Source organism: Limnochorda pilosa (genome assembly GCF_001544015.1).
GTDB lineage: Bacteria > Bacillota > Limnochordia > Limnochordales > Limnochordaceae > Limnochorda > Limnochorda pilosa.
Genome location: NZ_AP014924.1, coordinates 2,247,541 through 2,273,308, shown reverse-complemented (window position 1 = coordinate 2,273,308; position 25,768 = coordinate 2,247,541). Strand labels below are relative to the sequence as shown.

Below are 25,768 nucleotides of genomic sequence, written 5' to 3'. Positions count from 1 at the left end.
GCGATGGACCGGCAGGCGGGGGCGACGGTCTCCCTGGGTCAGGTGATCCTCCGCCGCCTCGGCCTGCTGGTGCTGGTCCTGGCGGGGGTGAGCGTGCTCACCTTTCTCATCTCGCAGGCCATCCCCGGGGACCCGGCCCGCCTCCTGGCCGGGCAGCGGGCGTCGGAGCAGGTGCTGGCCCAGATCCGGACCACCTACGGCCTGGACCGGCCGCTGGCGGTCCAGTACGTACGGTACATGGGCGGGCTGCTGCGGGGCGACCTGGGCCGGTCGATCCGCACGGGGCGGCCCGTGGCCGAGGACCTGGCCCGCTTCTTCCCGGCCACCCTGGAGCTGGTGGCCACGGCCTTGTTGCTGGCCGTGGCGGCCGGCATCCCGCTGGGGGTGATCTCCGCCGCCCGGCGGAACTCGTGGGTGGATCACCTGAACCGCACCGTCTCCGTGGCGGGGGTTTCCGTGCCCCTCTTCTGGCTGGGGGTGGTGGTGCTCGTCCTCTTCTACGGGCGGCTGGGGATCCTGCCGGGGGGAGGGCGCCTTTCGCCCTACGGGCTGCCGCCCCCGCCGATCACGGGCATCCTGGTGCTGGATGCAGCCCTGGCCCGGGACGGCGCGGCCCTGGCCGATGCCCTGCGGCACCTGGTGCTGCCGGCGGGCTGTCTCGCCTTCGTGCACCTGGGGATCGTGGCCCGCCAGGTGCGGGGGAGCCTCCTCGAGGTGCTGGACCAGGACTACATCCGCACGGCCCGGGCCTACGGCCTGCCGCCCCGGCGGGTGCTCTACCGCCACGCCCTGCGGAACGCCTTCATCCCCACGCTCACCGTCGTCGGGCTCGCCCTGGGCGACCTGCTGGCGGGTGCGGTGGTGACTGAGAGCATCTTCGCCTGGCCGGGCATGGGAAGCTACGTGGTCGACTCCATCGCCTTCCTGGACTTCCCGGCCATCATGGGCTTCACGCTGGTGGTGGCCCTCGGGTACACCCTCATCAACCTGGCGGTCGACATCGTGACCATCCTGCTGGATCCGAGGATTCGGGCCATGGGGTAGCCACGGCCCGGCGCCATCCGCTCGCCCTGGCCGGAGCGCTGGTGGTGGCCGCGGCCGTCCTGGGCTCCCTGCTTGCACCCTGGGTGGCGCCCCACGAGCCCAACCGGGTGGAGCTGACGGCGCGTCTTTTGCCCCCCTCGGCGGCGCACTGGTTCGGCACCGACGAGGTGGGCCGGGACCTCTTCTCCCGGGTGCTGGACGGGGGCCGGCGGTCCATCGGCGCAGGGGTGGCGGTGGTGCTCTTCGCGCTCACGGCGGGGCTGGTGCTGGGCGGCCTCAGCGGCTGGTTCGGCGGCAAGGTGGACCTGGTGCTGATGCGGGTGATGGACGTGATCCTCGCCTTCCCGGCGCTCGTCCTGGCCATGGCGGTGGCGGCCGCGCTGGGGCCCGGACTGCAGAGCACGGTCCTGGCCGTGGCCTTCGTGCGGGTGCCGGTCTACGTGCGGCTGGTGCGGGCCCAGGTGCTCTCCCTGCGCGAGCGGGAGTTCGTGGAGGCGGCGGTGGCGGCGGGAGCGCCGGTCGGGCGGATCCTCGCCCGCCACCTGATCCCCAACAGCCTCGGGCCCGTGGTGGTCCAGGCGACGCTGGACGTAGGGAGTGCCATGCTGCTCGCGGCGACCCTGAGCTTCCTCGGCCTCGGTGTGCGGGCCCCGGCCGCCGAATGGGGCGCCATGGTCAACAGCGGCCGCACCTTCCTCCTGGACCAGTGGTGGTACCCTAGCTTCCCGGGCGCGGCCATCCTGGTGACGGCCATGGGGTTCAACCTGCTGGGCGACGGGTTGAGGGACGCGCTGGATCCGAGGGCGCGGAGGGTGGCTGGAGGTGGGGGAGATCTCATGAAGACCTTGAGCGTGCGACTTCCGGAGTCCGTTCACAAACAGATACGGGAACTGGCGGAGCGCGAGGGCGTGTCGATGAACCAGGTTATCACCACCGCCCTGGCGGAAAAGATCTCCGCACTTATGACGGTAGATTACCTGGAAGCGCGTGCCCGGCGGGGCAGCCGAGCCAAGTTCGAGCGCGCGCTCGCCAAAGTCCCCGACGTTCCGCCGGAGGCACATGACGGACTGTAAGTGTCTGCGGGCTTTGAGCGGCGGCTCGGGAGCGAAGCGGCCTGGCCCTGGGCTTCGCGGGGCAGGTTCGCTGCGGAGTGATCCCGGCCCGGGCGACGACATCCTCGGGAAGAGCGTCGCATCCTCTCTCCTAGAGCCCTTCGACGGCCAGACAGGACGTCATACCCTGCCAGACATGGCTTGGTCCGGCATATCGATCGTGGGTCTACGACGGGACGCGGCGAATGCCTCCCTCGGAATCTTCCGCTTCTCAACCAATATCCGATCCTGGTGTGAGAATTGCGTTTGAAGCACGGCCTAGCAGTGTGCGGTTTCGCACCGAATCCGGCCCACGTTGAAGGGTAGCCCGGGTTGGGCGACGAAGTAGCCGCTCTAAACAGTCTGCCCGAAGGGAAGGTAGCGAATGAAGCAGGGACCCGTTCCCGTAGGTCGGTGGGCCTTCGGCATCACCGGGACAGTTGTCGTGTTGCTCGTCGCCAGCGTTCTTGCGTTCGGGCCGCTCCAGGCACAACGGGGTGCGAGCACCCTTCGCATCGCCGCCGCGGCGATTCAGCAGCTGGACCCCTACAAGTCGGCAAGCAACGACGAGATCCACGCCTTCAGCCTCGTCTTCGACCCGCTCATCATCCTCAGCAAGGACGACTTCCGGCCTGCTCCCCATCTGGCCGAAAGCTGGGAGAACCCCGACGACACGACGTGGATCTTCCACCTCCGGCAGGGCGTCCACTTCCAGGACGGCAACGAGGTCTTCCCCGAGGGCGAGGGGCGGGAGGTCACCGCCGCCGACGTCGTCTACTCGATCGATCGGTTCATGAAGGTGAGCACCGCCTTCACGCTGGGTGAGATCGAGTCGGTGGAGGCCCTTGACCGCTACACCGTTCAGATCAAGACCAAGTACCCGGATCCGTTCCTCATCGTGGATCCGAACAGGCTGGCACGGGTGGTGGTCGTCCCGCACGAGGCCGTAGAGCAGTTGGGTGAGGACGGTTTCGCGCAGAATCCTATCGGATCAGGTCCCTTCGAGCTTCGCACCTTCGTCCCGGACGAGCAGGTGGTCTTCGCCCGCAACGAGGACTACTGGCTCACGCCCGGCGTCGACCGGGTGGAGTTCGTCTTCATCCCCGATCCCACGGTGCAGAACATCGCCCTGGAGGTCGGAGAGGTGGACGTGCTGCCCTACGTCTTCAACATCGACACGGCGCAGCAGCTCGCGCAGAACCCGGACATTGAGCTGTACGGCCGGGGTGGGTCCTATCGGGGAATCGGCTTCAACGTTCAGAAGCCCCCATTCGACGAATGGGAAGTGCGCGACGCCGTGGCCCGGGCGATGGACATCACCGGGGCCTTCAGGGCGGTGGTCGGAGAGGAGTTCGGCGAACGGGCCTACGGTCAGGTACCGCCGTGGGTAGGCTTCGGGTACGATCCCAGCCTCGCCGACCTCCGGCCCTACGACCCGGAGGGCGCGAAAGCCCAACTGGCGGCGGCCGGCTTCGCCGATACCGATGGCGACGGCTTCCTGGACCGTGACGGCAAGCCCTTGCGCGTGGACATCAAGACCATCGCGGGGTCCCAGACGCGGGTGCTCACCATCCTTGCCACCCAGTTGAGGGAACTGGGCATTCAGGCCAGCGTGGTGCCACTGGACACGGCGGTCTGGGCTGCGGACCTGCAAACCGGCAACAGCGAGGTCTTCTTCGACTACAGCTTCGCCGGGACCACGGGACTCCACGCGCTCTTCCACAGCAGCGCCATCGGGAGGACCAACACGCACTTCTACTCCAACCCCGAGGTGGACGCCCTGCTGGACGAGGCCAGCCGCACCCTCGATCACTCGGAGCGTGATCGCCTGTGGAAGCAGGCTCAGCGCCTGATCATGGAGGATCGGGCGGCCATCCCGCTCTACTTCGAGCTGGGTTTCTCGGCGGTGAACAAGCGGGTGAAGGACTGGGTGGTCCCGTGGGGCGGGCTCTACCTGGTCTCGTTGGAAAACAACGTCCGGATCGAGGACTGAGACCGAAGCCGCACGGCTCAAGGCGACGCACGGATGAAGTGCTGGCAAGCAATCTGAGGAGGCCCCGGACCGCGTGCACGACCTCCGGGCCGGTCCGGGGCCTCTTCGCCTACGTGGGTGGCGACCGTCGTGCTCCGATACGTCTCGCGGCGACTTCTGCTGGCGGTGCCCGTGCTGCTGGGCATCACGTTCATCGTCTTCGCCATGGTGACCTTCGCTCCCGGGGACGCGATCAGCCTGATGCTCGGCTCCGAGAGCGCGAATCCGGCCAACGTGGAGCGTCTCCGGGAGGAGCTGGGCCTGGACCTGCCCTGGTACGTCCAGTACGCGAACTACATGAACCGCCTTCTCCATGGAGACCTGGGGCGATCGATCACGTACGGGCGCCCGGTAGCGGACCAGATCGCGCAACGCTTCCCCAACACGCTGCTTCTGGCTGTCTCGGCGAGCCTGTTCGCACTGATCATCGGCCTCCCGCTCGGCGTCCTGGCGGCTTCCCGGCGGAACACGGTCGTTGACTACGCCTCCACGACCGGGGCGATGCTCGGCGTCTCGCTCCCCAACTTCTGGCTGGGATTGATGCTGCTGCTCTTCTTCGGTCTACGGCTCCGATGGCTGCCGATCCGGGGAATCGGGGATCTGAGCACCGGGGTGTGGAGCTTCGTCAGCCACCTGATCCTGCCCTCGATCACGCTGGGGGCCGCGCTGGCGGCGCTGCTCACCCGCTTGACTCGGTCGTCGGTCCTCGACGTGCTGGGGGAGGACTTCATCCGAACCTCCCGGGCCAAGGGAGTGCCGGGGCGCCTGGTGCTCTTCAAGCACGCGCTGCGCAACGCGTTGCTTCCGGTGGTGACCACGTTCGGCATGCAATTCGGCGCGCTGCTGGGGGGCGCGGTCATCACCGAGACCATCTTCTCCTGGCCCGGGATGGGCATGCTGGCCGTCAACGCCATCAAGCAACGGGACCTGCCGGTCATCCAGGGAACGGTGCTGGTCTTCGCCCTCAGCTTCATGGTGGTGACGCTGGCGACCGACCTGGTCTACGCGCTGATCAATCCCAGGATTCGCTACGAATGAGGTCCTCAATGCAGGGGTGGGTGTAGAGGCATGCAAGCTACGGCGACGGTAACCGGTGAGAAGAGTGCGGCGGAGGAGCGGAGTCGCTCGCAGTTCAGCCGCCCGGCGCGGGCGTTCCTGCGGAACCCTGCGGCCATAGGGGCCGTGCTGGTGCTCCTGGTCTTCATCGCCGCCGCGGTCTTCGCGCCCTACGTGGCGCCACACGACCCGTACACGATGCACCTGGGCGCTACCTTCCTGCCCGTCGGCTCGCCCGACCACCTCCTGGGCACCGACAACTTCGGACGGGACATCCTCTCCCGGCTCATCTTCGGCGCCCGCATCTCGCTCCTGATCGGCGTCGTGGTGGTGTCCATCGCCGCGTTGGTGGGGAGCGTGCTCGGGCTCCTCGCCGGCTACTACGGCGGCTGGGTCGACCAGCTTGTCATGCGGCTCGTGGAGGTCTTCTACGCGTTCCCGTTCCTGATCCTGGCCATCGCCGTGATGGCGATCCTCGGGCCGAGCATCTTCAATGTGATGTGGGTCCTGGGACTGGTGAGCTGGCCGCTCTACGCCCGCCTGGTTCGGGCTACGGTGCTCGCCCTGCGGACCCAGGAGTTCGTGGAGTCGGCCCGGGCGGCGGGGGCGGGCGACCTGCGCATCATGTTCCGCCACATCCTCCCCAACAGCTTGACCCCTGTCATCGTCACGGCGGCCCTGGGTATCCCCGAGGCGATCCTGGCGTCTGCATCCCTGGGGTTCCTGGGGCTCGGCGTCCGCCCGCCGACCCCTGAGTGGGGGATGATGGTGGCCGAGGGCAAGGACTTCATGTTGCGCTCGCCCTGGCTCATAACCGGGCCGGGCGTCTGCATCGCCGCCGTCATGCTCAGCTTCAACCTGGCGGGCGACGCGTTGCGGGACGCGCTCAATCCCCGAATTCAGGGGCAAACCAAGGTGGAAGGATGACCTTAGGTGCAGGAATCGACAGGCGGGTTCGATGCGGGACGCCTCGACCCCGGGGACCTCGACGCCCTCCTCGGAAGGGTGCCCGGCTACGAGCGCTTCTTGACGGTCGATGAGCTTTACGAGGCGGCGCGCCGGGTGGCCGAGCGATGCCCAGGGATCGCCACCTACACGGAGCTGGGAACCTCGACCGATGGGCAGCCGATACCGATGCTGACCATCGGCGACGGCCCGCAACACGTGATGCTGGTGGCCTGCCCGCACCCGAACGAACCCGTTGGGGCGATGCTGGTGCGCTTCCTGATGGACGAGCTGGTGGAGAACCGGCCGCTCCGGGAGGGCCGGACCTGGTCCCTGCTCCCGTGTGTGGACCCCGATGCGGTCCGCCTGAACGAGGGATGGTTCCATGGCCCCTTCACGCTGCGCAACTACGCCCGGCACTTCTACCGCCCCCGCAGCGAGGAGCAGGTGGAGTGGACCTTCCCCGTCACCTACAAGACCTTCCGCTTCGATCGACCCATGCCCGAGACGCGAGCGTTGATGGCCGCGATCGAGCGGGGGCGCCCCAACGTCCTCTACTCGCTCCACAATGCCGGCTTCGGGGGCGTCTTCTACTACCTCTCCCGTGACCTGAAGGGCGCCTACGAGGACCTGCACCGGGTCCCCGCCGAACGGAACCTGCCGCTCTCCTTGGGCGAGCCGGAGATGCCGTGGGCGGTGGCGTACCACCCGGCCGTCTACGCCGTCCCGAGGAGCACCGATGCCTACGACTACTACGAGAGGTTCGGATCGGGCGACCCGGCCGATCACATCACGGGCGGCGCCTCGAGTTTCGAGTACGCCGAGCGGATCAGCGCCCCGGTGTCGCTGGTGACCGAGGTTCCCTACTTTCAATCGCCCAAGATCGCCGATACGACGCGGGTGGCCAGGAGCCGGCGGGACGTGATCCTGGCGGGGGTGGACCGGGCCCGGGAGGTCCTCCAGGTGCTCGACCGCCTCCTGGAGCAGACCCGTCCCGTGATGACGGCGGAGACCCGCTTCTTGCGGGCGGTCTCGTCCTTCACCGAGATGGGTCTGAAGACGCTTGAGAGCCAGACCCGGTGGGCGTCGGAGGCCGAAGGGATGGATCAGCCCGCCACGGTGGCTCAGGAGGTCGACGCGGTGCACGTGGGTCTCTTCTACCGGGTGCTGGTGGCCAGCATGCTGCGTCGGGCGTTCGAACACCAGCAGGGAGTGATCCGGGCGTCCGTGCAGGGACCCTCGGGGACGGCATCTCCGGGGTCGACGGGATCGGTGGCCGAGTTCTCGGCGAAGGAGGCTTCGGCCCTGATTCGCAGGGCGGATGAGGAGCTGGAGGGGCACCTGGATCGGTGGATCGCCGAGCTCGAGGCGCACCTGCCCTACACGGTCATTCCGATCCGGGACCTGGTGCAGGTGCAGTACGGCGCGCTGCTGGCGGTGATGCGGGCGCTGTAGCAGGCGACGCTGCGAGAAGTGCGTGCACCAGGAGAAGCAGGGTGGTCAGCCGAGCCTCGATCTGCGCCCTTATCGGGGAGAACCGGGCGAGCGTCACCAAGGGAAGGAGATGCGTGCTTTCCGGTAAACCTTTGAAGTACGTTGCGCACCAACAGGTGAGGGATGGCAGTGAAGCTCAGGCAGGTTCACATCAGCCGCTTCAAGGGCCTGAGGAAGGTGGACTTGAGCCTGGTGGGATGACCGCGCGCCCGAAGCGGCTGACGTGGCAGCGTGGACCTGGAGGCGAAGCGAACCCATGATCATCCTCATCACCGGCGGAGCCGGCTTCATCGGCAGCAACTTCGTCCACCACCTCCTGCGGGAGCACCCCGAGGACAAGCTGGTCAACCTGGACCTTCTCACCTACGCGGGGAACCTGGAGAACCTCACCGAAGTGGAGGGGAACGAGCGGTACCGCTTCGTCCAGAGCGACGTGGCCGATCCCGAAGGCGTGGAGCGGGCCTTCGCCGCGGCGGAGGAGGCCTGGGGGAGCCCGGTGGATGCGGTGGTCCACTTCGCCGCCGAGTCCCACGTGGACCGGAGCATCGAGGACGCGTCGGCCTTCCTCCGGACCAACGTCATCGGCACCCAGGTGCTCCTGGAAGCCGCCCGGCGCCACGGGGTGGAGCGGTTCGTCCAGGTCTCCACCGACGAGGTCTACGGCTCCCTCACGCGAATGGGTGCCTTCACCGAGGAGAGCCCCATAGCCCCGAACAGCCCCTATGCGGCCAGCAAGGCGGCGGCGGACCTGATGGTGCGGGCCGCCTGGAAGACCCACGGCTTCCCCGCCCTCATCACCCGCTGCTCGAACAACTACGGCCCCTACCAGTTCCCCGAGAAGCTCATCCCCCTCATGATCGCCAACGCCCTGGAGGGGAAGCCCCTTCCGGTCTACGGGGACGGGCAGAACGTGCGGGACTGGATCCACGTGGAGGACCACTGCCGGGGGATCGACCTGACCCTCCGCCGGGGGCGGCCCGGGGAGGTCTACAACTTCGGGGGCCACGCGGAGCGGCCCAACCTGGAGGTGGTGCGCACGCTCCTGCGGATCCTGGATCGGCCGGAGAACCTGATCCGCTTCGTTCCGGACCGCCCCGGCCACGACCGGCGCTACGCGATGGACTCGTCCAAGTCCGAGCGGGAGCTGGGCTGGCGGCCCCGCTGGACCTTCGAGGAGGGCCTGGAGTCCACGGTGAACTGGTATCTGTCCCACCAAGACTGGCTCGAACGGGTCCGCTCCGGGGCGTACCGGGAGTACTATACTCGCATGTACGACCGGCGGGAGGACTGGCTCGACGCGCTTCGGGGGAAGGAGTCGTGACCACCGGGGGGCGCCGGAGCCGCCACGATCACCCGAGTCCCCGCCGTCACCCCATCCGTCACCATCACCCGAGCCCCCACCCTCACCCGCCCAGGGTGCTGGTGACCGGCGGCGAGGGCCAGGTGGGCCAGGAGCTCCAGCGCCTCCTCCGCCAGCGCTCCATCCCCTGCGACGCTCCAGGCCACAGTGAGCTGGACGTCACCGACGCGGGCCAGGTGCGCCGCTTCCTCTCCGAGGCGGGCATCGTCATCCACGCCGCGGCCTGGACCGACGTGGACGGCTGCGAGCGGGACCCGGACCGGGCCCGGCGGGTGAACGCCGACGCGACCGCACGCCTTGCCCGCCTGTGCGCCGAGCGGGGCACCTTCCTCGTTTACCTGAGCACTGACTTCGTCTTCGACGGGACGAAGCGCACCCCCTACGAACCCGACGATCCTCCGAACCCCCTCAGTGCCTACGGCCAGAGCAAGTACGAAGGGGAGGAGGCCGTCCGCCAGGCCGGCGGGCCCTTTGCCATCGCTCGCACCTCGTGGGTCTACAGCGTCTTCGGGCGGAACTTCCCCAAGAGCATCCTCCGGGCCGCGGCTGCACGCCGTCACGGCGAAGCCAGCGGTCCCCTGCGGGTGGTGGACGACCAGGTCGGCTCGCCGACCCACGCAGGCGACCTGGCGCAGGCGGTGCTCCAGCTGGTGGGGCTGGGCAAGGAGGCTCCAGAGCCCGGCGGGCAGCCTCCGGAGCACCGGTGGGAGGTCTCCGGGCGCGGTGGGCCTGCTCCCACCTTCTCGCCTTCCTCCGGCACCTACCACGTGGCCAACGCCGGCCAGTGCTCCTGGTACGCCTTCGCCCGGGAGATCCTCCGCCAGGCAGGATGGGACGTGCCCGTGGAACCCCTCACCAGCGCCGAGCTCGGCCGGCCGGCGCCCAGGCCCGCCTACTCGGTGCTGAGCCTCCAGCGGCTGGAGGCATCCGGGATTCGCATGCGGCCTTGGCAGGAGGCGCTGGGCCGGTTCCTGGAGGAGCTACGGGCAAGGGAGCCGGAACTCTTCCCGTGAGGAGCGCCTGGCGCGATCTGTCTCGCTCCTGCTGACGGTTTGACCTGTTGCGGCGCGGAGGTTCCTCGTGGTAGGCTGCCCGGGGCTTACGAACGTGCGTACGTAGGAGCGGTCCACCGGCAGAAGATCGACTTCGAGTGGGGAGAGCTGGCGGGTGGGGCTCGTGGACCCGAACTGAGAGATCCGTATGCGCGGAGCGACGAGGAGGCCCAGGCCATCATCGCCGCGGCGCGGGCGGGCCTGTGACGTCGATCGGCCAACCGTCGTCAAGGGTGGCGCTTCGCCGGCAGGAACCGGACCGCTTCCCCTGAAGAACGGATCGTCAGGCCCTTGGGCTTCACCGGGGTCGCTCTGCTCGGCTGGCCTCGCACCGATTCACTTCGCATCGGAGGGGATGGTCCGCGTGATCGACGGCGTCCGGGTCAAGCAGCTCGTCCGCCACCCCGACGACCGGGGTTTCTTTCAGGAGATCCTCCGGGACGACGACGGGCTCTTGCGCCGCTTCGGCCAGGCCTCCATGTCCAAGACGTACCCCGGCGTCATCAAGGCCTTCCACTACCACGAGCGGCAGGACGACCTCTGGTTCTTCCCCGTGGGGAACGCCCAGGTGGTGCTCCACGACCTGCGGGAGGGCTCGCCCACCCGGGGGGAGACCAACGTCTTCTACATGGGCGAGGAGAACCCCATCCTGCTCCTGATCCCGGTGGGGGTCGCCCACGGGTACCGCACCCTGGGGGAGAAGCCGGCCTTCATCATCTACTTCACCACCGAGTCGTACAACCCGAACGACCCCGACGAGAAGCGCATCCCCTACGACGACCCGTCCATCGGCTTCGACTGGACGACCAAGATGCGGTAGAGGAGGCCACGCACGTGAAGGGCGTCATCCTGGCCGGAGGTACCGGCTCCCGGCTCTTCCCGCTCACCAAGGTGACCAACAAGCACCTGCTCCCCGTGGGGCGCTACCCCATGATCTACCATCCCATCGCCAAGCTTGCCGAGGCGGGCGTCCACGACGTGCTGGTGGTGACGGGCACCGAGCACATGGGGGACGTGGTGGGCCTCCTGGGCTCGGGCCGGGCGCTGGGGATGGAGTTCACCTACCGGGTGCAGGACGAGGCGGGCGGCATCGCCCAGGCCCTGGGGCTGGCCGAGGGCTTCGTGGGAGAGGATCGCTGCGTGGTGATCCTGGGCGACAACATCTTCGAGGAAAGCATCGCCCCCTACGTGGAGCGCTTCGCTGCCCAGGAGGAGGGCGCCCGGATCCTGCTCAAGGAGGTTCCGGACCCCGAGCGCTACGGCGTGGCTGAGATCGAAGGCGAGCGGATCGCGGGCATCGAGGAGAAACCCCGCCGGCCCAAGAGCGCCTACTCCGTCACCGGCGTCTACATGTACGACGCCCGGGTCTTCGACATCGTCAAGACCCTGCGCCCCTCCCGCCGGGGCGAGCTCGAGATCACCGACGTGAACAACGCCTACATCCGCCTGGGGATGCTCCACTACGACATCCTCCAGGGCTGGTGGACCGACGCCGGCACCCCTGCCTCTCTGGCTCTGGCCAACCGCCTGGCGGAGAAGCTGGTCCTGCCCGTCTTCGAGGCCGACGAGCACTACAGGGTGGGGGCGAGCGCCCAGGAGATCGCGAGCGCGAGGTTTGAGTAGGGGTGTGTCACGCCGCTTCTCCTCGAGTGGATGCCCCGCTCAGGAGGACGACTTCACCGTGGAGTAGTGGGCGCCATCCGGCCCAGGCCAGGCCATGGGGTCCTGCTGGCCGCGACCACCCTTGAGCCCACCGAGAACCGCTTCCGGCGTTCGTTCTCCTGCGGTCTTCACCTGGGGGATCCGGAAGAACTCCTGCAAGATCATGATGCCTGCACCGATGGCGCATGCTTCTTCACCGAGGGCGGAGACGACGATGCGAGCCCTGCTCAGGGGGAAGGGGAGCGCGCGTCGTTCGACCACCCGTCGGACGGAATTGAGCACGTGGTGACCCCCGCTACCGATGGGGCCACCGATGACGACCAGTTGGGGATTGAACGTGTTGATGGCGTTGGCCACGCCGATGCCAAGGTACCCACCGAGCTGGGCCAGCGCAGAGATGGCCCGCGCCTCGCCCGCGTCCGCCGCCTGGAACACCTCTTGGGTCGTGGCAACCTTCTCGGCGCCCGAGCCCTGCAGGTACCTCATGAGCGCCCGCTCGGAGACGAAGGTCTCGAGACAGCCGCGGTTGCCGCACGTGCACGGCGGCCCCGATGGGTCGATGGTGGTATGGCCGAACTCGCCTGCGGTGCCGGCCGCACCCCGGTAGATCTCTCCGTTGATGACGATTCCGGTGCCGAGGCCCATGCCGACGCTGAAGTAGAACAGTGTGTCCGCGTCCTGCGCGGCGTACCAGAGCTCGGAGAGGGCTCCGGCGTTCGCCTCGTTGTCGACCACGATGGGCACCTGAAACCGCTCTCGCAGCAGCTCCCCTACGGGCACGTCGGTCCACCCCAGATTGGGGGCGAAGAGCAACCTCCCCCCAGGATGCTCGACGGGGCCGTGAACGCCGACACCGATGCCCAGCAGCCCCAGTGGGGTGGGGGAGACGGCGGCCACGCCGTCCGCGATCAGGTCGGCCAGTTGGCGTACGTCCGTGGAGGGGTCGGTGCCCGGAACCCGGTGGACCCTTCGCTTCCAGATGGGCTGTGCCTGAAGGTCCAAGACCACCACCAGGAAGTAATCGACTCCGAGGTCGGCGCCGACCACGAAGCCCGCGCGCGCGTTGAGGGTGAGGAGCATCGGGCGCCGGCCGCCGCTGGACGCTCCCATGCCTACTTCTTGGACCAGGTGCCGGTGAATCAGCTCCTCCACCAGCACCGATACGGTGGTCTTGTTCAGGCCGGTTACCTTGGCGATGTCGGCGCGGGAGAGAGGGCCCTGCACGCGCAGGAGGTGGAGGACGATGCCTTGATTGAAAGCCTTGACGAGGAACTGATCCGCGGTGGATGCGTAAGGGCCCATCCTGCCACCTCCAAAACGTCTAGCGCGTCAACTTACTCGACCGAAGCGAAGAGCAGGTACCTGCCCTGCGCGCAGGGGGAGCAAGCTCCCCAAAGCCGTGTGCAATCGCTATTCTACCGCCTCGTCAACCCCCGCGCAAGGAAAGAATGAGGGAGCCTGCAGGAAAGGGGCACCCCACGTCGTATAGCGTAACATAGTTGGTTGGGTGGACCAAGGAGGTGCCTTCGCGGCGATGAGAGATCTTCGGGCCCAGTCGGTGGTACGGCGAGGCGACGAACTCGTGGCCTTCCTGCGAGATTACCAGCTTCAGCCACGGTTCTCCGTGGGGGTCTGGTACTTCTCGCCCGCCGGCAACCGCTTCCACGATCGGTATCAGCCGGTTGCCTCGATCGAGGAGCGGCTCGAGCGGATCGCGCGTCTGGCACCGCTAGGCGTGGTGGGGGTCGAAGCGCACTACCCCAACGAGATCAACGAAGCGAACCTGGATCTCTGGAGGCAGTTCGCCCGTCAGAGCGGCATCCGCGTCCTGACGGTGATCCCTATGCTCTTCTGGGACGCCGACTTCGAGTTCGGAGCCCTGTCGTCGCCGCTTGCACCCGCGCGCAAGAAGGCCCTCGACCGGACCATCCGCACGCTGCAGCTCAACAAGGAGCTGGGGACGGACTTCGCCGTTCTCTGGCCGGGCATTGACGGCTACGAGCAACCGTTCGGTGCCAACTTTGCCGATGCTCGTCGTCGCTTCGTCGACGGCCTCGTGGAGGCGTTGGAGACGGTTCCAGGCGTGCGCGTCGCCTTCGAGCCCAAGCCGTACGAGCCGCGCGGGCGGACCCTGTTCGGGACCACTGCGGAAGGGCTCCTGCTTGCCCGCGAGGTCGAGTCGAGGCTTCAGAACGCTGAGAACCGACGACTCCTGGACGAGGGTCACGCGCTGGTCTGCCTTAACCCCGAGGTGGGCCACATGCTGATGGCGTACGAAGATCTGGCGTACAGCTTCAGCATGGTCTTGGAAGCGGGGCGTCTGGCGCACACCCACTGGAATGCGCAGCCGCTCGGCGGGTACGACCTGGATCTGCCCGTGGGTATGGTCGCGCCGGAGCAACTGGAGGCAGGCCTGTACGCCCTCAAGACGCACGGCTACGGGGAGCACTTCGGGCTCGACCTTAACCCGGAGCGGATGGCGCCGGAAGAGGCCGTTCGTGTGTCCATCGAAGCGATCCGCACCGCTCTAGACCGCATCAACGACCTCGATCACGAAAGCATCGTATGGGCCGCGGAGCACCCCGACAGGGCTCGCGGGTGGATCGAGCGGTACCTGATTCGGACGCGGGCGCTGCACCCGGAGAGGCTGGCGGCTCTGCCCCGGCCAGGCGACATGGGCTAGAGGGTAACCCGAGGGCCAGAGGGCCCAGGCTTCACCGACGTATCCCGAGGAGTGGGTCGTCGAAAGGGGCTGGTGCCACGAAGGTTGTCTAGCGAGAGCGGAGGGCGCAGGACTGGCTGGTGGTGCATCCGGAGTCGGAACTATGGGAAGGGAGGTTAGAAAGAGTGAGAATCTCGAGGGTAACGGCTGGTCTTACGGTGGCGTTTCTCGTGCTGGTCCTGGGCCTTGCGGCAGGCTCCGCGCAGGCACAGAAGACCATCGAACTCTGGCACATCTTCACCAACGAGAACGAGCAGGCTGTCCTGGACGAGGCGGTGGAGCGCTTCCGGGCCGTCTATCCCGACGTCGACGTCAAAGTGACGGTCACGGACAACGACACCTATAAGACGAAGCTGCAGGTTGCCATGGCGGCCGGTTCGCCTCCTGACGTCTTCCACTCGTGGGGAGGCGGCTGGCTCGAGGAGTATGTGGACGCGGGCATGGTGCTGCCGCTTACGGGTGCTCTCGAACGGGACCGATGGGGCGAGACGTTCGTACCGGCGTCTCTGGGCCTCGCGAAGTACGGGGAGGACTACTACGCGGTTCCGCTGACGCTCGCGGTGGTCGTCTTCTTCTACAACCAGGCGATCTTCGAAGAGCACGGATGGGAGACGCCCGAGACGTGGTCCGAACTGCTGACTCTGGTGGACGCGATGCGGAATGAGGGCATCATTCCCATATCCATCGCCAACAAGACGAAATGGCCCGGCGCATTCTACCTGATCTATCTGGCCCATCGGGTCGGTGGAGCCGAGGTCTTCGAGAAGGCCTACAACCGCGAACCCGGCTACGGCTTCGACCACCCGGCGTTCGTTGAAGCCGGTGAGCGGATCCAGGAGCTCGTTCGGGCGGGTGCGTTCCCGGTGGGCTTCAACGGGTTGGACCACGACGTCGGCCAGGCGAGCGCGCTCATGTACTCCGGACGGGCCGCGATGCACCTCATGGGCTCCTGGTTCCCCGGCCAGGCTCGAGAGGAAGATCCCGAGTTCGCTCGCCGTCTCGGGTGGTTCCCCTTCCCTCGGCTTGAAGACGGCAAGGGCGACCCGACGGAAGTAGTGGCTGGCGGGGACTTGTTTTCGGTAGCCAGCACCACCGACTACCCGGAGGAGGCCGTTGCTCTCGCTCGCTACCTCACGGCGTACGAGACGGCTGTGGATTGGACGAGGGCCACCGGTCGTCTCCCAGCCGTGGTCAATGTCCCCGTGGAGGATCCGATGACCGCCGAACTCATGAAGCTGCTCGAGGAGGCAGCGCACCTCCAGCTCTACTATGACCAGTTCCTGCCGCCGGAGCTCGGCGAGCTGCACAAGGATACGACGCAAGCCATCTTCGGGCTGTCGATGACGCCCCTGGAGGCAGCCCAAGCGATGGAAAGGAAGGCGCAAGAGCTGCTCGGACGATGAGTGTCGCCTGAGCGCCGGGAGAGGCGGCTTGGCCGCCTCTCCCGGCCCCGTTAGGGCCGATGCGGGTTGAGAGCGTGGGGGGGCGGTCGATGGTGCGCGGAGTTCCCGTTCCGAGGGGTGCGGCCACCAAGCGGATGTGGACGGCCTATGCCTTCCTGCTTCCCGCCATGGTGGTCTACGGGACCTTCGTGGCTGGACCGATCCTGCTATCCGTGTACTACAGCCTCTTCGACTGGTCCGGCGTCAGCAGGACCGGGACGTTCGTGGGATCGGGCAACTTTGGGCGGCTTCTGCAGGACTCCGTCTTCTGGCGCGCGGTCGGCAACAATCTGCGCCTGGTGGCTGGATCCCTCGTTACGCAGCTCCCGGTGGCCCTGGGCCTGGCCCTCCTGCTCACGCGCGGCCTCCGTGGCATGCGTTTCTTTCGAACAGCCTACTTCGTGCCACACATGATGCCTACTGTGGCCATAGGCATCCTGTGGATCTTCATCTATGACCCGAGCATGGGCGTCGTCAACGACCTCCTGGCTCGACTTGGCCTGCACGGCTGGATGCGGGGCTGGCTTGGTGACGAGCGTACCGCCCTGTGGGCCGTCATCGCGACCATCGCCTGGCAGTTCATTCCCTTCTACATGATCTTGTTCCAAGCAGCTCTGGTTGGGATTCCGCAAGAGCTGCACGAGGCGGCGGCCATCGACGGTGCCACGGGAAGCAAGGCTTTCTGGTACGTTACACTCCCCTTGCTGGTGGGAACCATTCGGACGGCCGTCGTGCTCTCGCTGGTTGGGTCGCTCAAGTACTTCGACCTCATCTACATCATGACCGGGGGTGGCCCGAACCACGCGAGTGAGCTCATGGCCACCCATATGTTCAAGACGGCCTTCAACCAGTTCCAGATGGGTTACGGAAGCAGCGTTGCCGTCGCTTCCTTTCTGATCGCGTTCGTTGTAAGTGCGTTGCTGCTCTACGTCACTCAGTTTCGGCGGGAGGCATAGCGAATGTCGACTTCGGGGGACGCCCGTGCGGCCCTGAGCATCCAGCGCCCATCCGTACGCACGCGCCGTCGGCCCGTGTGGAAACGGCGCCTCAACGAAGCCGGGGCCTATCTTCTCGCCCTCGTCTGGCTGGCTGTTGCGGCGTTCCCCATCTTCTTCATGGGACTCACGGCCTTCAAGACCATGCGTGAGTTTCTGGTGAGCCCCTGGGAACTCCCTTCTCGGCTGAATCTGTCCAACTTCGGATCCGTGTGGGCGAGCGACTTCCCCAGGTACCTGACGAACAGCGTGTTCGTTTCGGTTGTTTCGGTCCTCTTGATCGTCGCCCTTAGCAGTCTGGCAGCCTATGCCTTTGCACGCATGACGTTCCCCGGCCGCCGGCCCTTGTTCCTGTGGATTCTGGCCGGCATGATGATCCCCATTCACATCACCCTCATTCCCATCTACATCATGACGCAGCGGATGGGGACATACGACACGCTCGTGGCGTTGATCGGGCCTTACGTGGGGTTCGGCCTGCCCATATCCGTTTTCATTCTCACCGAGTTCTTCTCGCAGATCCCGAAGGAACTGGAGGATGCTTCCCGGATCGACGGGTGCACCTACTTCCAGACCTTCTATCGGATCACGCTGCCGCTCGCAGGTCCGGCCCTGGCTACGGTGGCCATCTACAACCTCATCGGCGCGTGGAACGAGTTCATCTTCGCTTCCGTCCTGCTTCAGTCACCCGAGGCGTTCACCTTGCCACTGGGGTTGCGCCAGCTCTTCGGCCAGTTCGGCATCGATACACCGGCGGTCATGGCCACGGTGCTTCTTGGAAGCCTGCCGACCATCCTCTTCTTCGTGGTGTTTCAAGAACGCGTCGTGAGCGGGCTCACGGCCGGCGCGCTGCGATCTTAGGCAGATCGGGAGAGTACCTGTGATCGGAGGGGAGTTGGAGCATGAAGTTCCTTCGGGCTGAAGGAAAGAAGGTCGTCGACACCGACGGGCGAGAGGTGCGGCTGCGGGGCGTGGCGGTCGGGGGATGGCTCAACATGGAGAACTTCATCACGGGCTATCCAGGCTGCGAGTCCAGGCTGCGGTCCGCACTGCTCGAGGAGTTGGGCGAAGAGCGGTATCGGACATGGATGACGAGCTTCGTCGAGGCCTTCTTCTCGGAGGAAGACATCCGGTTCTTGAGGGGACTCGGAGCGACGGTCGTCAGGGTACCGTTCAACTACCGACTCTTTGAGGACGACGATCGACCGGGCGTCTACAAGGACGAGGGCTTCGTTCATCTGGACAGGATCGTGCGGACTGCCGAAACGCACGGGATGTACGTCATTCTGGACCTGCACGCGGCGCCTGGCTGGCAGAATGAAGGCTGGCACGCCGACAATCCCACGGGCGTGTCGCTCTTCTGGCAGCATCGCGACTTCCAAGCGCGCGCCCGCGACCTGTGGGCTCACATTGCGGACCATTACAGGGATACGGCCGCCGTGGCGGGCTACGACCTCCTCAACGAGCCCAATGCCCCGTCGGTGTCCGTGCTGAACAGGTTGTACAAGGAGCTGGCGGGGGCCATTCGCCGGGTTGATCGGAGGCACATCCTCTTCCTGGAAGGCAACGACTGGTCCCGCCGGTTCGATGGGCTCGATGAGGCATTGGACGAGAACGTGGTCTGGAGTTCGCACAACTACACGGTCGTCACCCACAAGGCCAGGCGGTACCCTGGCCCCGTAGAAGGGGTGTACGGTGACCGCGCCTGGCTTCGGAGAGACCTGGAGGAGACGAACCGATGGATGTTGGAACGCGACCTGCCCAACTGGGTCGGAGAGTTTGGTGCCCTGTACGACGGAGACGTCCTCGAGCCAACTCCGTCGGATCAAGCACGGCTTGCGGCGCTGAAGGATCAGATCGAGCTCTTTGATGAGTTCGGTTTCCACTGGACCCTTTGGACGTACAAGGACGTGGGCCCGCAGGGATTGGTGGTGCCGGGCGCCGATTCCGAGTACCTGCGCCGGTTGCGTCCGATGCTGCGGCTCAAGCAGGAGTTGGGGCTCGACAAGTGGACCACGCGCGACTTGGGGTGGCCCGGGGCGGCGATCCGGCACCTGGTGGACCAGATCGGGTCACGGCTCTGGGATTTCAGCCTGGATCTGGCCGGCTTGAAGGAATACCTGGTGGAACGAGTCGTCTATGGAGACTTGGCCAATGCCGTCGTGCCTCTGTACGCCATGCTCTTCGCCGACATGAGCCCGGAAGAGATAGCGGTCATGCAGCGGGAGGCCTTCGAGTTGAAGAACGGCAGGAGGCGCGAGGGTCTGATCGAGGTTCTGTCCGCAAGCTGGAAGAGTTGACGCGAACGAGGCCAAGCCGCCATTCGCAACCCACGGCCGGGCGCGGCAGGGGAGGAAGGGTGTCCATGGGTCGATGGCTGATCGGCATTGACGTGGGGACCAGCGGAACGAAGACACTGCTGGTCGATGATGAAGGACGGGTGGTCGCCCGGGCCTACCGGGAGTACCCGCTGGAGACGCCGCGCCCGGGGTGGGCCGAGCAGGACCCGGCGGCGTGGTATCGGGCCGCGGTGGAAGGCGTGCGCGAGGTGATCCGGCAGTCGGGCCTGGCACCGGCGGATGTGGCTGGCATCGGCCTCTCCGGGCAGATGCACGGTTCGGTCTTCCTGGATCGGTCCGGGGACGTGGTGCGGCCTCCCCTGCTCTGGTGTGACACCCGGACGGCCGAAGAGGTGCGCGAGCTGAACCGGACCGTGGGGCGGGAGCGGATGATCCGTCTCGCCGGGAGCCCCGCCATGGAGGGTTTCACCTCCCCCAAGGTCCTGTGGCTGCGCCGGTACGAGCCCGAGAACTTTGGGCGGGTGGACGTGCTGCTCCTTCCGAAGGACTACGTTCGTTACCGGTTGACGGGCGAGAAGTCCACCGAGGTCTCGGATGCTGCCGGAACGGGGCTCTTCGATGTCGAGCGCATGGACTGGTCCACGGACCTGGTGGAGTCGGTGGGGCTGAGGCACGATCAACTGCCCCCGGTGTTGGGCTCAGCGGACGTGGCAGGGAGGCTCACCGAGTCTGCCGCGGCGGAGACGGGGCTCCCGCCGGGCGTACCGGTCGTGGCCGGCGGTGCGGACAACGCCTGCGGGGCTGTTGGCGCAGGGGTGGTCCGTGCGGGGAGGGCGCTGGTCAGCATCGGTACGTCGGGTGTGGTCCTCTGCCACGCTCCGGAGCCGCGGCGGGACGAGGGTGGGAGGGTGCACACCTTCAACCACGCGGTCCCTGGGGCCTGGTACCTCATGGGGGTCATGCTGGCCGCGGGCCTGAGCCTCCGATGGGTTCGGGAGGAGCTGGGGCACCTGGAGCGGATGGCGGCGGAGCTGACGGGGGCCGACGCCTACGATCTGCTTGCCCGGGAGGCGGAGCGGAGCCCCGCCGGGGCACGGGGGCTCTGGTTCTTGCCGTACCTGAACGGGGAGCGGACGCCCCACGCGGACCCTCATGCCCGGGGCGTCTGGTTCGGGCTCAGCAGCGCGCACCGTCGGGAAGATCTGATCCGGGCGGTTCTGGAAGGAGTAGCCTACGGGCTGAAGGACAGTCTGGAGATCCTCCGCTCCCTGGGGATGGAGATCGAGGCGTTGCGGGCGCTGGGGGGAGGGGCGAGGAGTCCTCTCTGGCGCCAGATCCTGGCCGATGTCCTGCAGGTTCCGATCGCCCGCCTCAACGTGGACGAAGGTCCCGGCTACGGCGCGGCGCTGCTGGCCGGGGTGGGGAGCGGCGTCTGGGCCGACGTCGCGGAGGCGGCCGACGCGACGGTGCGGGTCACGGACCGCGTGGAGCCTCAGGAAGGCCTCCGGTTGCGCTACGAGGCGGGGTACGCGATGTTCCGCTCCCTGTACCAGGCGTTGCGGCCGCTCTTTCGGGAGGCGGCGCGGCGGTCAGAGTAGGCGTCGGAAGCTGGGTTTGCGAAACCGAGAGTCCTGGAAGGAATTCCTCGAGAGATGACGAAAGGGTTGGTAACGATACCGGTATCGTTGCGATACCGATAAGAGCCATGATTCGCGACGGTCCGAATAGAGGCGCTTGATGTGGGCATGGTGCGGCTGCGGGATATTGCATCGGCAACGGGGCTCTCCATCAACACCGTTTCGAGGGCGTTGAACGGGAAACCGGACGTGAGCCCGGAGACCCGGCAGCACGTCCTGCGGACCGCGACGCGTCTCGGGTATCGGCCCAACGTGGTGGCGCGGAACCTGCGTCGTCAGACGAGCCACACCCTGGGCGTGGTGGTGCCGGACTTCGTCAACCCCTTCTTCGCCGCGGTCGTCCAGGGGATCGAGGCAGAGGCTCGCCAGCGCGGGTACAACATCGTCCTCTGCAACACCAGCGAGGACGAGAGGCTCGAGGCCGAAGCGCTGAACATCCTGGTGGAGCAGCGGGTTGCGGGGATTCTGCTGACGCCGGTGCGAACCGACGCAAGGGCCGTCTCGGAGCTGTGTGGAGGCCCCATCCCCGTCGTTCTCATCGCCCGCGATTGCCCTGGCCTGGGGCTCGCGGCCGTGCTCAACGACGACGCGGCGGGTGCGTACCTGGCGGTGGAGCATCTCTGCTCGCGGGGCCGCTCCCGCATCCTATTCGTGACCGCGCCGTTCTCCAACTGGAGCAGCCTGGAACGCTACAAGGGGTACTCGGAGGCGCTGGAGAGGCAGGGCGTGGCTCTCGTTCCCGAGCGGGTGATCCAGGTCAACCCCACGTCCGATGCGGCCTATACCACCGTCAAGACGGCGCTCGAGGACGGCGTCGACTTCGATGCCGTCTTCGCCTTCAGCGACTTCGTCGCCATCGGCGTGCTGCGGGCGCTGAAGGAGGCGAACATCTCCGTGCCCGACGATGTCTCCGTGGTGGGGTACGACGACATCGACATCGCCGGCATGCTCGAGACACCTCTGACCACCGTGGGCGTCGCCAAACGCCGGCTCGGCCAGGAGGCGGCCCGCATCCTGATCGACCGGCTGGCCGACTCGGACGCCGGCGGCGCGCCGGGTCGGGTGGTCCTCTCCCCGCAACTGATCGTACGCGACTCCGTTTGAGGGTGCCGTCCCCCTCGGTGGGGCCTGGAGACGGGACGGCTGGAAGAGGGGGGATGCGTCAGGGCAGAGCAGTCGTTGGCAGCGAGGCTTTGTCGGCATCGGGGCATGAACGTGCCTTGGGGGAGTCACGCAGCCCGTCGCGGCGTCGGCTGGCACCGTGCCGGGCAGCCACGGAGCATGGACGGATCATCGACAAAGTCGAACAAAGGAGGTTAGCACGGTGCGAAATCGAACGTTCTGTCTCATCCTTGGGACCGTGTTGGCGATCGCGATCGTCGGAAGCGTCACCACCGTCCCGGTCGCGGCCCAGGCGGATCAGTACGATTTCGTGGTCATCACCCACAGCGCGACCATCTCCTTCTGGGTCCCGCTGGTGAAGGGCGCGCAGGATGCCGCCCGGGCGATCTCACTGGCTGAAGGCGTCAACATCACCGTACGGCACCTCGGGCCCCACCTGTTCAACGTCGAGGAGCAGGTGAGCATCATGGAGAACGCCATCCAGTCGGGCGTCGACGGCATCATCGCCACCCTTCCGGACCCGAACGCCTTCGATGCGCCGGTTCAGCAGGCGCTGGACCGGGGCATCCCGGTGGTCGCCACCAACACCGACGACACCTCCGGCGACAATCCGCGGCTGGCGTACGTGGGGCAGAACGACATCACGGCCGGTCGGAGTCTCGGGGAGGAGATCGTCAAGCGAGTCGGCACCTCCGGCAAGGTGGCCATCGGCCTGGAGGACCTGGGGCATCCGTCCCTGCAGGATCGGCTGGCGGGCGTGCGGCAGGTCCTGGATCAAACGGACATCACCTATGAGGTCCTTCACACCACCGCCGACCTCACCCAGGCTGTCGCCACCTTCGAGAGCTTCCTGCTGGCCAATCCCGACGCCAAGGGCATCTTCAGCGTCGACGCCACGGGTACCACGGCACAGGGCACCGTCATCCGCAACCTGGGACTGCAGGGCCGGGTCGTCTCCGGAGGCTGGGACCTGGTCCCCGGCACCCTCCAGAACATCCAGGATGGGTACACTCAGTTCACCGTCGACCAGAACCCCTACCTGCAGGGCTACTATCCGGTGGTGGGCCTCTACCTCTACCTGCGCTACGGTATCGCTCCCTCGAACATCGACACGGGCGCCAGCATTGTGGATGCGAGCAACGTCAACGATGTGCTCTCCCTAGCCGAGCAGGGCTACCGGTAAGGTGGGGTGGCGGGCCGGGCCGATGGGTCCGGCCCGCCGTGCACGGTCTATTGGGGGGCGAGACGGGTGTCCGCAATCCTGGAGCTACGGAAGGTCTCGAAGCGCTTCGGCGGAGTACAGGCTCTGCAGGACGTGAGCTTCACCCTCGAGGAGGGTCACATCCACGGGCTGGTCGGCGAGAACGGCGCAGGCAAGTCGACGCTGATCAAGATCCTCGGCGGGGTGTACGCGAAAGACGCGGGGGAGGTCCTCTTCCAGGGGGCCACCCACCAGCCCGCCACCCCTGCCGAGGCGCAGCGGTCGGGCATCTCGGTGGTTCACCAGGAGATCCCCCTCTGCCCCAACCTGACCGTGGCTCAGAACGTCTTCCTGGGCCACCCGATCCTCAAGCGGGGCGGGAGGGCGGACTGGGCCGAGATGGAGCGAAGGACCGCCGAGCTCTTCAGCCTCATCGGCCAGACCTCCATCGATCCACGGCGGGTGGTGGGCCGGCTGAGCGTGGCCGAGCAGCAACTGACCTGCATCGTCCAGGCTCTCTCCCAGCAGTGCCGCCTGCTCATCCTGGATGAACCGACCGCCGCACTCACGCCCGGGGAGGTCGAGACCCTCTTCGACGTGCTCCGCAAGCTGCGGGCGGAGGGAACCACCATCCTCTTCGTCAGCCACATCCTCAGCGAGGTCATGGAGATCACCGACCGGGTGACGGTCCTGCGCAACGGACGGCACGTAGCCACGACCCCCACGGCCCAGCTGACCACTGCCGACGTGGTGCGGATGATGGTGGGTGAGATGGGAGTCGGGCATCAGCCATCCGCCCATGCCCGGCCCAGCTCGGACGTGGTGCTGGAGGTGAGGGATCTCGGCGAGGCTCGCTCGGGCCTGCACGGCGTCTCCTTCGAGCTGCACCGGCAGGAGGTTCTCGGTATCGCCGGCATCCAGGGAGCAGGTCGCACCGAGCTGGGCCTCTGCCTCTTCGGTGTGACCCCGGCGACCGAGGGGGAGATCCGGTTGCAGGGTCAGCCGGTACGGGTCACCTCGCCCCGGCAGGCGATCGACCTGGGGATCGGCTACCTGACCGAAGACCGCCGGAACCTGGGGCTCTTCTGGGAGATGAACGTGGAGCAGAACCTCGTCGCGGTCATCATCGACCGCCTCAGGCGCGCCTTCGGCCGGTGGGACCGGAGAGCGGCGCGGGAGCGCGGGGAAGAGGCCGTGAAGGGTCTGGACATCCGAACGGCCGGTCTCCACCAGGGCATCCGCTTCCTGAGCGGGGGCAACCAGCAGAAGGTCCTCCTGGCCCGCTGGCTGAGCGCGGATCCCTCGATCTTGATCCTGGACGAACCGACGCGGGGTATCGACGTCGGGTCCAAGGCCGAGATCCGCCGGCTCATCCGGAGCCTGGTAGAGCGTGGAGTGTCCGTCATTCTCATCTCGTCGGACCTGGACGAACTCCTGGCCCTGAGCGACCGCGTCATCGTCATGTCGCGTCGACGCGTCTCCGGCACGCTCAGCGGCAGCGAGGCGACGCGAGAGCGAGTGATGGCACTCGCCACGGCCAAGTAGCGCTGCCCGCGGCCTGTGCGGCCTTGGGACCTTCAACTCGAGCAGACGCCTGTGAGGGAGAGGATGGATGATGAAAGGGGCTATTGGAGCCGGAGTGGGCCGCTCGGGGAACCTGCCCGCGTGGCTGCGAAGCCGGGAAGCCGGGGTGCTCCTCGCCCTGGTGCTCTTGGTGCTCTTCTTCTCGGTCACCACGTCGACCTTCCTGACCAGCCTCAACCTGCTCAACGTCCTCCGGCAGGTCTCCGTGGTGGGCATCATCACGCTGGCGATGACGATCCTCATCATCTCGCAAGAGTTCGACCTCTCGGTGGGCTCCATGTACGCGGTGGTGGGCATCGTCGTCGCGACCCTCTTCAACGGTGGGATGAGCATCTGGATGGCGAGCCTCGCGGGACTGGCCCTGGCCGCGGCCATGGGGTTGGTGAACGGGGTCCTCACCGTGCGAGGCGGGATTCCCTCCTTCATTGTCACCCTGGGCATGATGATGGTCTACCGCGGCGTGGCGCTCCTGATCTCGGGCGGATCGCCTGCGTCGGTGCGCCTGCCTGCGTTCTTCTACAGCATCACCGGCTCCCGCCTGTGGGGAGCGATCCCCGCGCCCGCCCTCTGGTTCGTGATCATGGCAGTGGCTGCGTACTTCCTGCTCCACGTCACGGGCTTCGGCTTCAAGGCCTTCGCGGTGGGCGGAAACCGGGAGGCGGCCCGGCTGGCGGGCATCAACACCGGGCGGGTGAAGGTGATCGGCTTCATCCTCACGGCCACCGCCGCGGGGCTCGCGGCGACCATTTCGCTCTCCTACCTCGGCTCGGCGACCCCGACGCAAGGCCAGGGCATGGAGCTGCAGGCCATTGCCGGCGCGGTCATCGGCGGCGCCTCCCTCATGGGCGGTGTCGGCTCCATCGTGGGCGGCTTCATGGGCGCGATCATCATGGGCATCGTGCGCAACGGGCTGGTCCTGCTGGGGGTGAGCGCGTACCTGCAGGAGTTGATCCTGGGTCTCGTGGTGATCGTGGCCGTGCTGATCGGCCACTACTCCACCCAGCAGCGCCGATGAGGAGGGACGGAGCC

Annotated in this window: 21 protein-coding genes and 1 pseudogene; 21 read left to right on the top strand and 1 reads right to left on the bottom strand. The window is 67.0% G+C overall.

The window, feature by feature from the left end; all coding sequences use genetic code 11:
* Positions 1–3 precede the first annotated feature (3 nt).
* The 11 genes and pseudogenes from LIP_RS10005 (at position 4) to LIP_RS09960 (ending at position 11,697) form a co-directional block, all read left to right on the top strand.
* Positions 4–1,044, top strand: a complete 1,041-nt coding sequence (locus LIP_RS10005; RefSeq protein ID WP_068137630.1) for an ABC transporter permease — start codon at positions 4–6, stop codon at positions 1,042–1,044.
* Between the two features lie 20 nt (positions 1,045–1,064).
* Positions 1,065–1,844: pseudogene (locus tag LIP_RS10000) on the top strand (ABC transporter permease subunit); the annotation flags it as partial.
* A gap of 36 nt (positions 1,845–1,880) precedes the next feature.
* Positions 1,881–2,117 carry a YlcI/YnfO family protein gene (locus LIP_RS20050; RefSeq protein ID WP_173652470.1) on the top strand — a complete coding sequence of 79 codons (237 nt, stop codon included), beginning with the start codon at positions 1,881–1,883 and terminating at the stop codon, positions 2,115–2,117.
* Between the two features lie 403 nt (positions 2,118–2,520).
* Complete coding sequence (locus tag LIP_RS09995) at positions 2,521–4,128, top strand: ABC transporter substrate-binding protein (protein ID WP_068137627.1); 1,608 nt, start codon at positions 2,521–2,523, stop codon at positions 4,126–4,128.
* Positions 4,129–4,257: 129 nt separating this feature from the next.
* Positions 4,258–5,205: a nickel ABC transporter permease gene (nikB, locus tag LIP_RS09990; protein ID WP_068137624.1), complete on the top strand. Its 948-nt coding sequence runs from the start codon at positions 4,258–4,260 to the stop codon at positions 5,203–5,205.
* A 30-nt stretch (positions 5,206–5,235) separates the two neighbouring features.
* A complete protein-coding gene (locus tag LIP_RS09985) occupies positions 5,236–6,150 on the top strand; it encodes an ABC transporter permease (protein ID WP_082726139.1) in 915 nt (304 codons plus the stop codon).
* Positions 6,151–6,156: 6 nt separating this feature from the next.
* Positions 6,157–7,623, top strand: coding sequence for a M14 family zinc carboxypeptidase (locus tag LIP_RS09980; RefSeq protein WP_068137622.1), 1,467 nt, complete (start codon positions 6,157–6,159; stop codon positions 7,621–7,623).
* 295 nt (positions 7,624–7,918) lie between these two features.
* On the top strand, positions 7,919–8,983 hold the full coding sequence (gene rfbB, locus LIP_RS09975; protein WP_068137619.1) for a dTDP-glucose 4,6-dehydratase: 1,065 nt from the start codon (positions 7,919–7,921) through the stop codon (positions 8,981–8,983).
* Positions 8,980–10,035: a dTDP-4-dehydrorhamnose reductase gene (rfbD, locus tag LIP_RS09970; RefSeq protein ID WP_082726138.1), complete on the top strand. Its 1,056-nt coding sequence runs from the start codon at positions 8,980–8,982 to the stop codon at positions 10,033–10,035. The genes rfbB and rfbD overlap by 4 nt, the downstream gene beginning before the upstream one ends.
* Positions 10,036–10,438: 403 nt before the next feature.
* Positions 10,439–10,894 (top strand): dTDP-4-dehydrorhamnose 3,5-epimerase family protein, encoded by a 456-nt coding sequence (locus LIP_RS09965; RefSeq protein ID WP_144440422.1) that lies wholly within the window; start codon positions 10,439–10,441, stop codon positions 10,892–10,894.
* A gap of 14 nt (positions 10,895–10,908) precedes the next feature.
* Positions 10,909–11,697 (top strand): sugar phosphate nucleotidyltransferase, encoded by a 789-nt coding sequence (locus LIP_RS09960; RefSeq protein WP_082726137.1) that lies wholly within the window; start codon positions 10,909–10,911, stop codon positions 11,695–11,697.
* A 39-nt stretch (positions 11,698–11,736) separates the two neighbouring features.
* Here LIP_RS09960 and LIP_RS09955 read toward each other — a convergent pair whose 3' ends face one another.
* On the bottom strand, positions 11,737–13,038 hold the full coding sequence (locus LIP_RS09955; protein WP_068137611.1) for an ROK family transcriptional regulator: 1,302 nt from the start codon (positions 13,036–13,038) through the stop codon (positions 11,737–11,739).
* 232 nt (positions 13,039–13,270) lie between these two features.
* Between LIP_RS09955 and LIP_RS09950 the strand changes: the two genes are divergently transcribed.
* The 10 genes from LIP_RS09950 to LIP_RS09905 all read left to right on the top strand — a co-directional run bounded on the left by LIP_RS09950 (position 13,271) and on the right by LIP_RS09905 (position 25,754).
* Entirely contained in the window at positions 13,271–14,419 is a 1,149-nt protein-coding gene (locus LIP_RS09950) for a TIM barrel protein (RefSeq protein WP_068137606.1), read from the top strand.
* Positions 14,420–14,538: 119 nt separating this feature from the next.
* Positions 14,539–15,861, top strand: a complete 1,323-nt coding sequence (locus LIP_RS09945; RefSeq protein WP_158509628.1) for an extracellular solute-binding protein — start codon at positions 14,539–14,541, stop codon at positions 15,859–15,861.
* 89 nt (positions 15,862–15,950) lie between these two features.
* Positions 15,951–16,856, top strand: coding sequence for a carbohydrate ABC transporter permease (locus tag LIP_RS09940; RefSeq protein WP_198409492.1), 906 nt, complete (start codon positions 15,951–15,953; stop codon positions 16,854–16,856).
* 3 nt (positions 16,857–16,859) lie between these two features.
* Entirely contained in the window at positions 16,860–17,756 is an 897-nt protein-coding gene (locus tag LIP_RS09935) for a carbohydrate ABC transporter permease (protein WP_082726135.1), read from the top strand.
* Positions 17,757–17,797: 41 nt separating this feature from the next.
* Positions 17,798–19,195, top strand: coding sequence for a cellulase family glycosylhydrolase (locus tag LIP_RS09930; protein WP_068137600.1), 1,398 nt, complete (start codon positions 17,798–17,800; stop codon positions 19,193–19,195).
* A gap of 65 nt (positions 19,196–19,260) precedes the next feature.
* Positions 19,261–20,793 (top strand): xylulokinase, encoded by a 1,533-nt coding sequence (xylB, locus tag LIP_RS09925; RefSeq protein WP_068137595.1) that lies wholly within the window; start codon positions 19,261–19,263, stop codon positions 20,791–20,793.
* A 147-nt stretch (positions 20,794–20,940) separates the two neighbouring features.
* Positions 20,941–21,936, top strand: coding sequence for a LacI family DNA-binding transcriptional regulator (locus tag LIP_RS09920; protein ID WP_231699417.1), 996 nt, complete (start codon positions 20,941–20,943; stop codon positions 21,934–21,936).
* A gap of 220 nt (positions 21,937–22,156) precedes the next feature.
* Positions 22,157–23,137, top strand: coding sequence for a substrate-binding domain-containing protein (locus tag LIP_RS09915; protein WP_068137586.1), 981 nt, complete (start codon positions 22,157–22,159; stop codon positions 23,135–23,137).
* A 66-nt stretch (positions 23,138–23,203) separates the two neighbouring features.
* Positions 23,204–24,700: a sugar ABC transporter ATP-binding protein gene (locus LIP_RS09910; RefSeq protein WP_068137583.1), complete on the top strand. Its 1,497-nt coding sequence runs from the start codon at positions 23,204–23,206 to the stop codon at positions 24,698–24,700.
* A 67-nt stretch (positions 24,701–24,767) separates the two neighbouring features.
* The gene (locus tag LIP_RS09905) at positions 24,768–25,754 is read left to right on the top strand and encodes an ABC transporter permease (protein ID WP_082726132.1); all 987 of its coding nucleotides are present in this window, start codon (positions 24,768–24,770) and stop codon (positions 25,752–25,754) included.
* Positions 25,755–25,768: the final 14 nt, after the last annotated feature.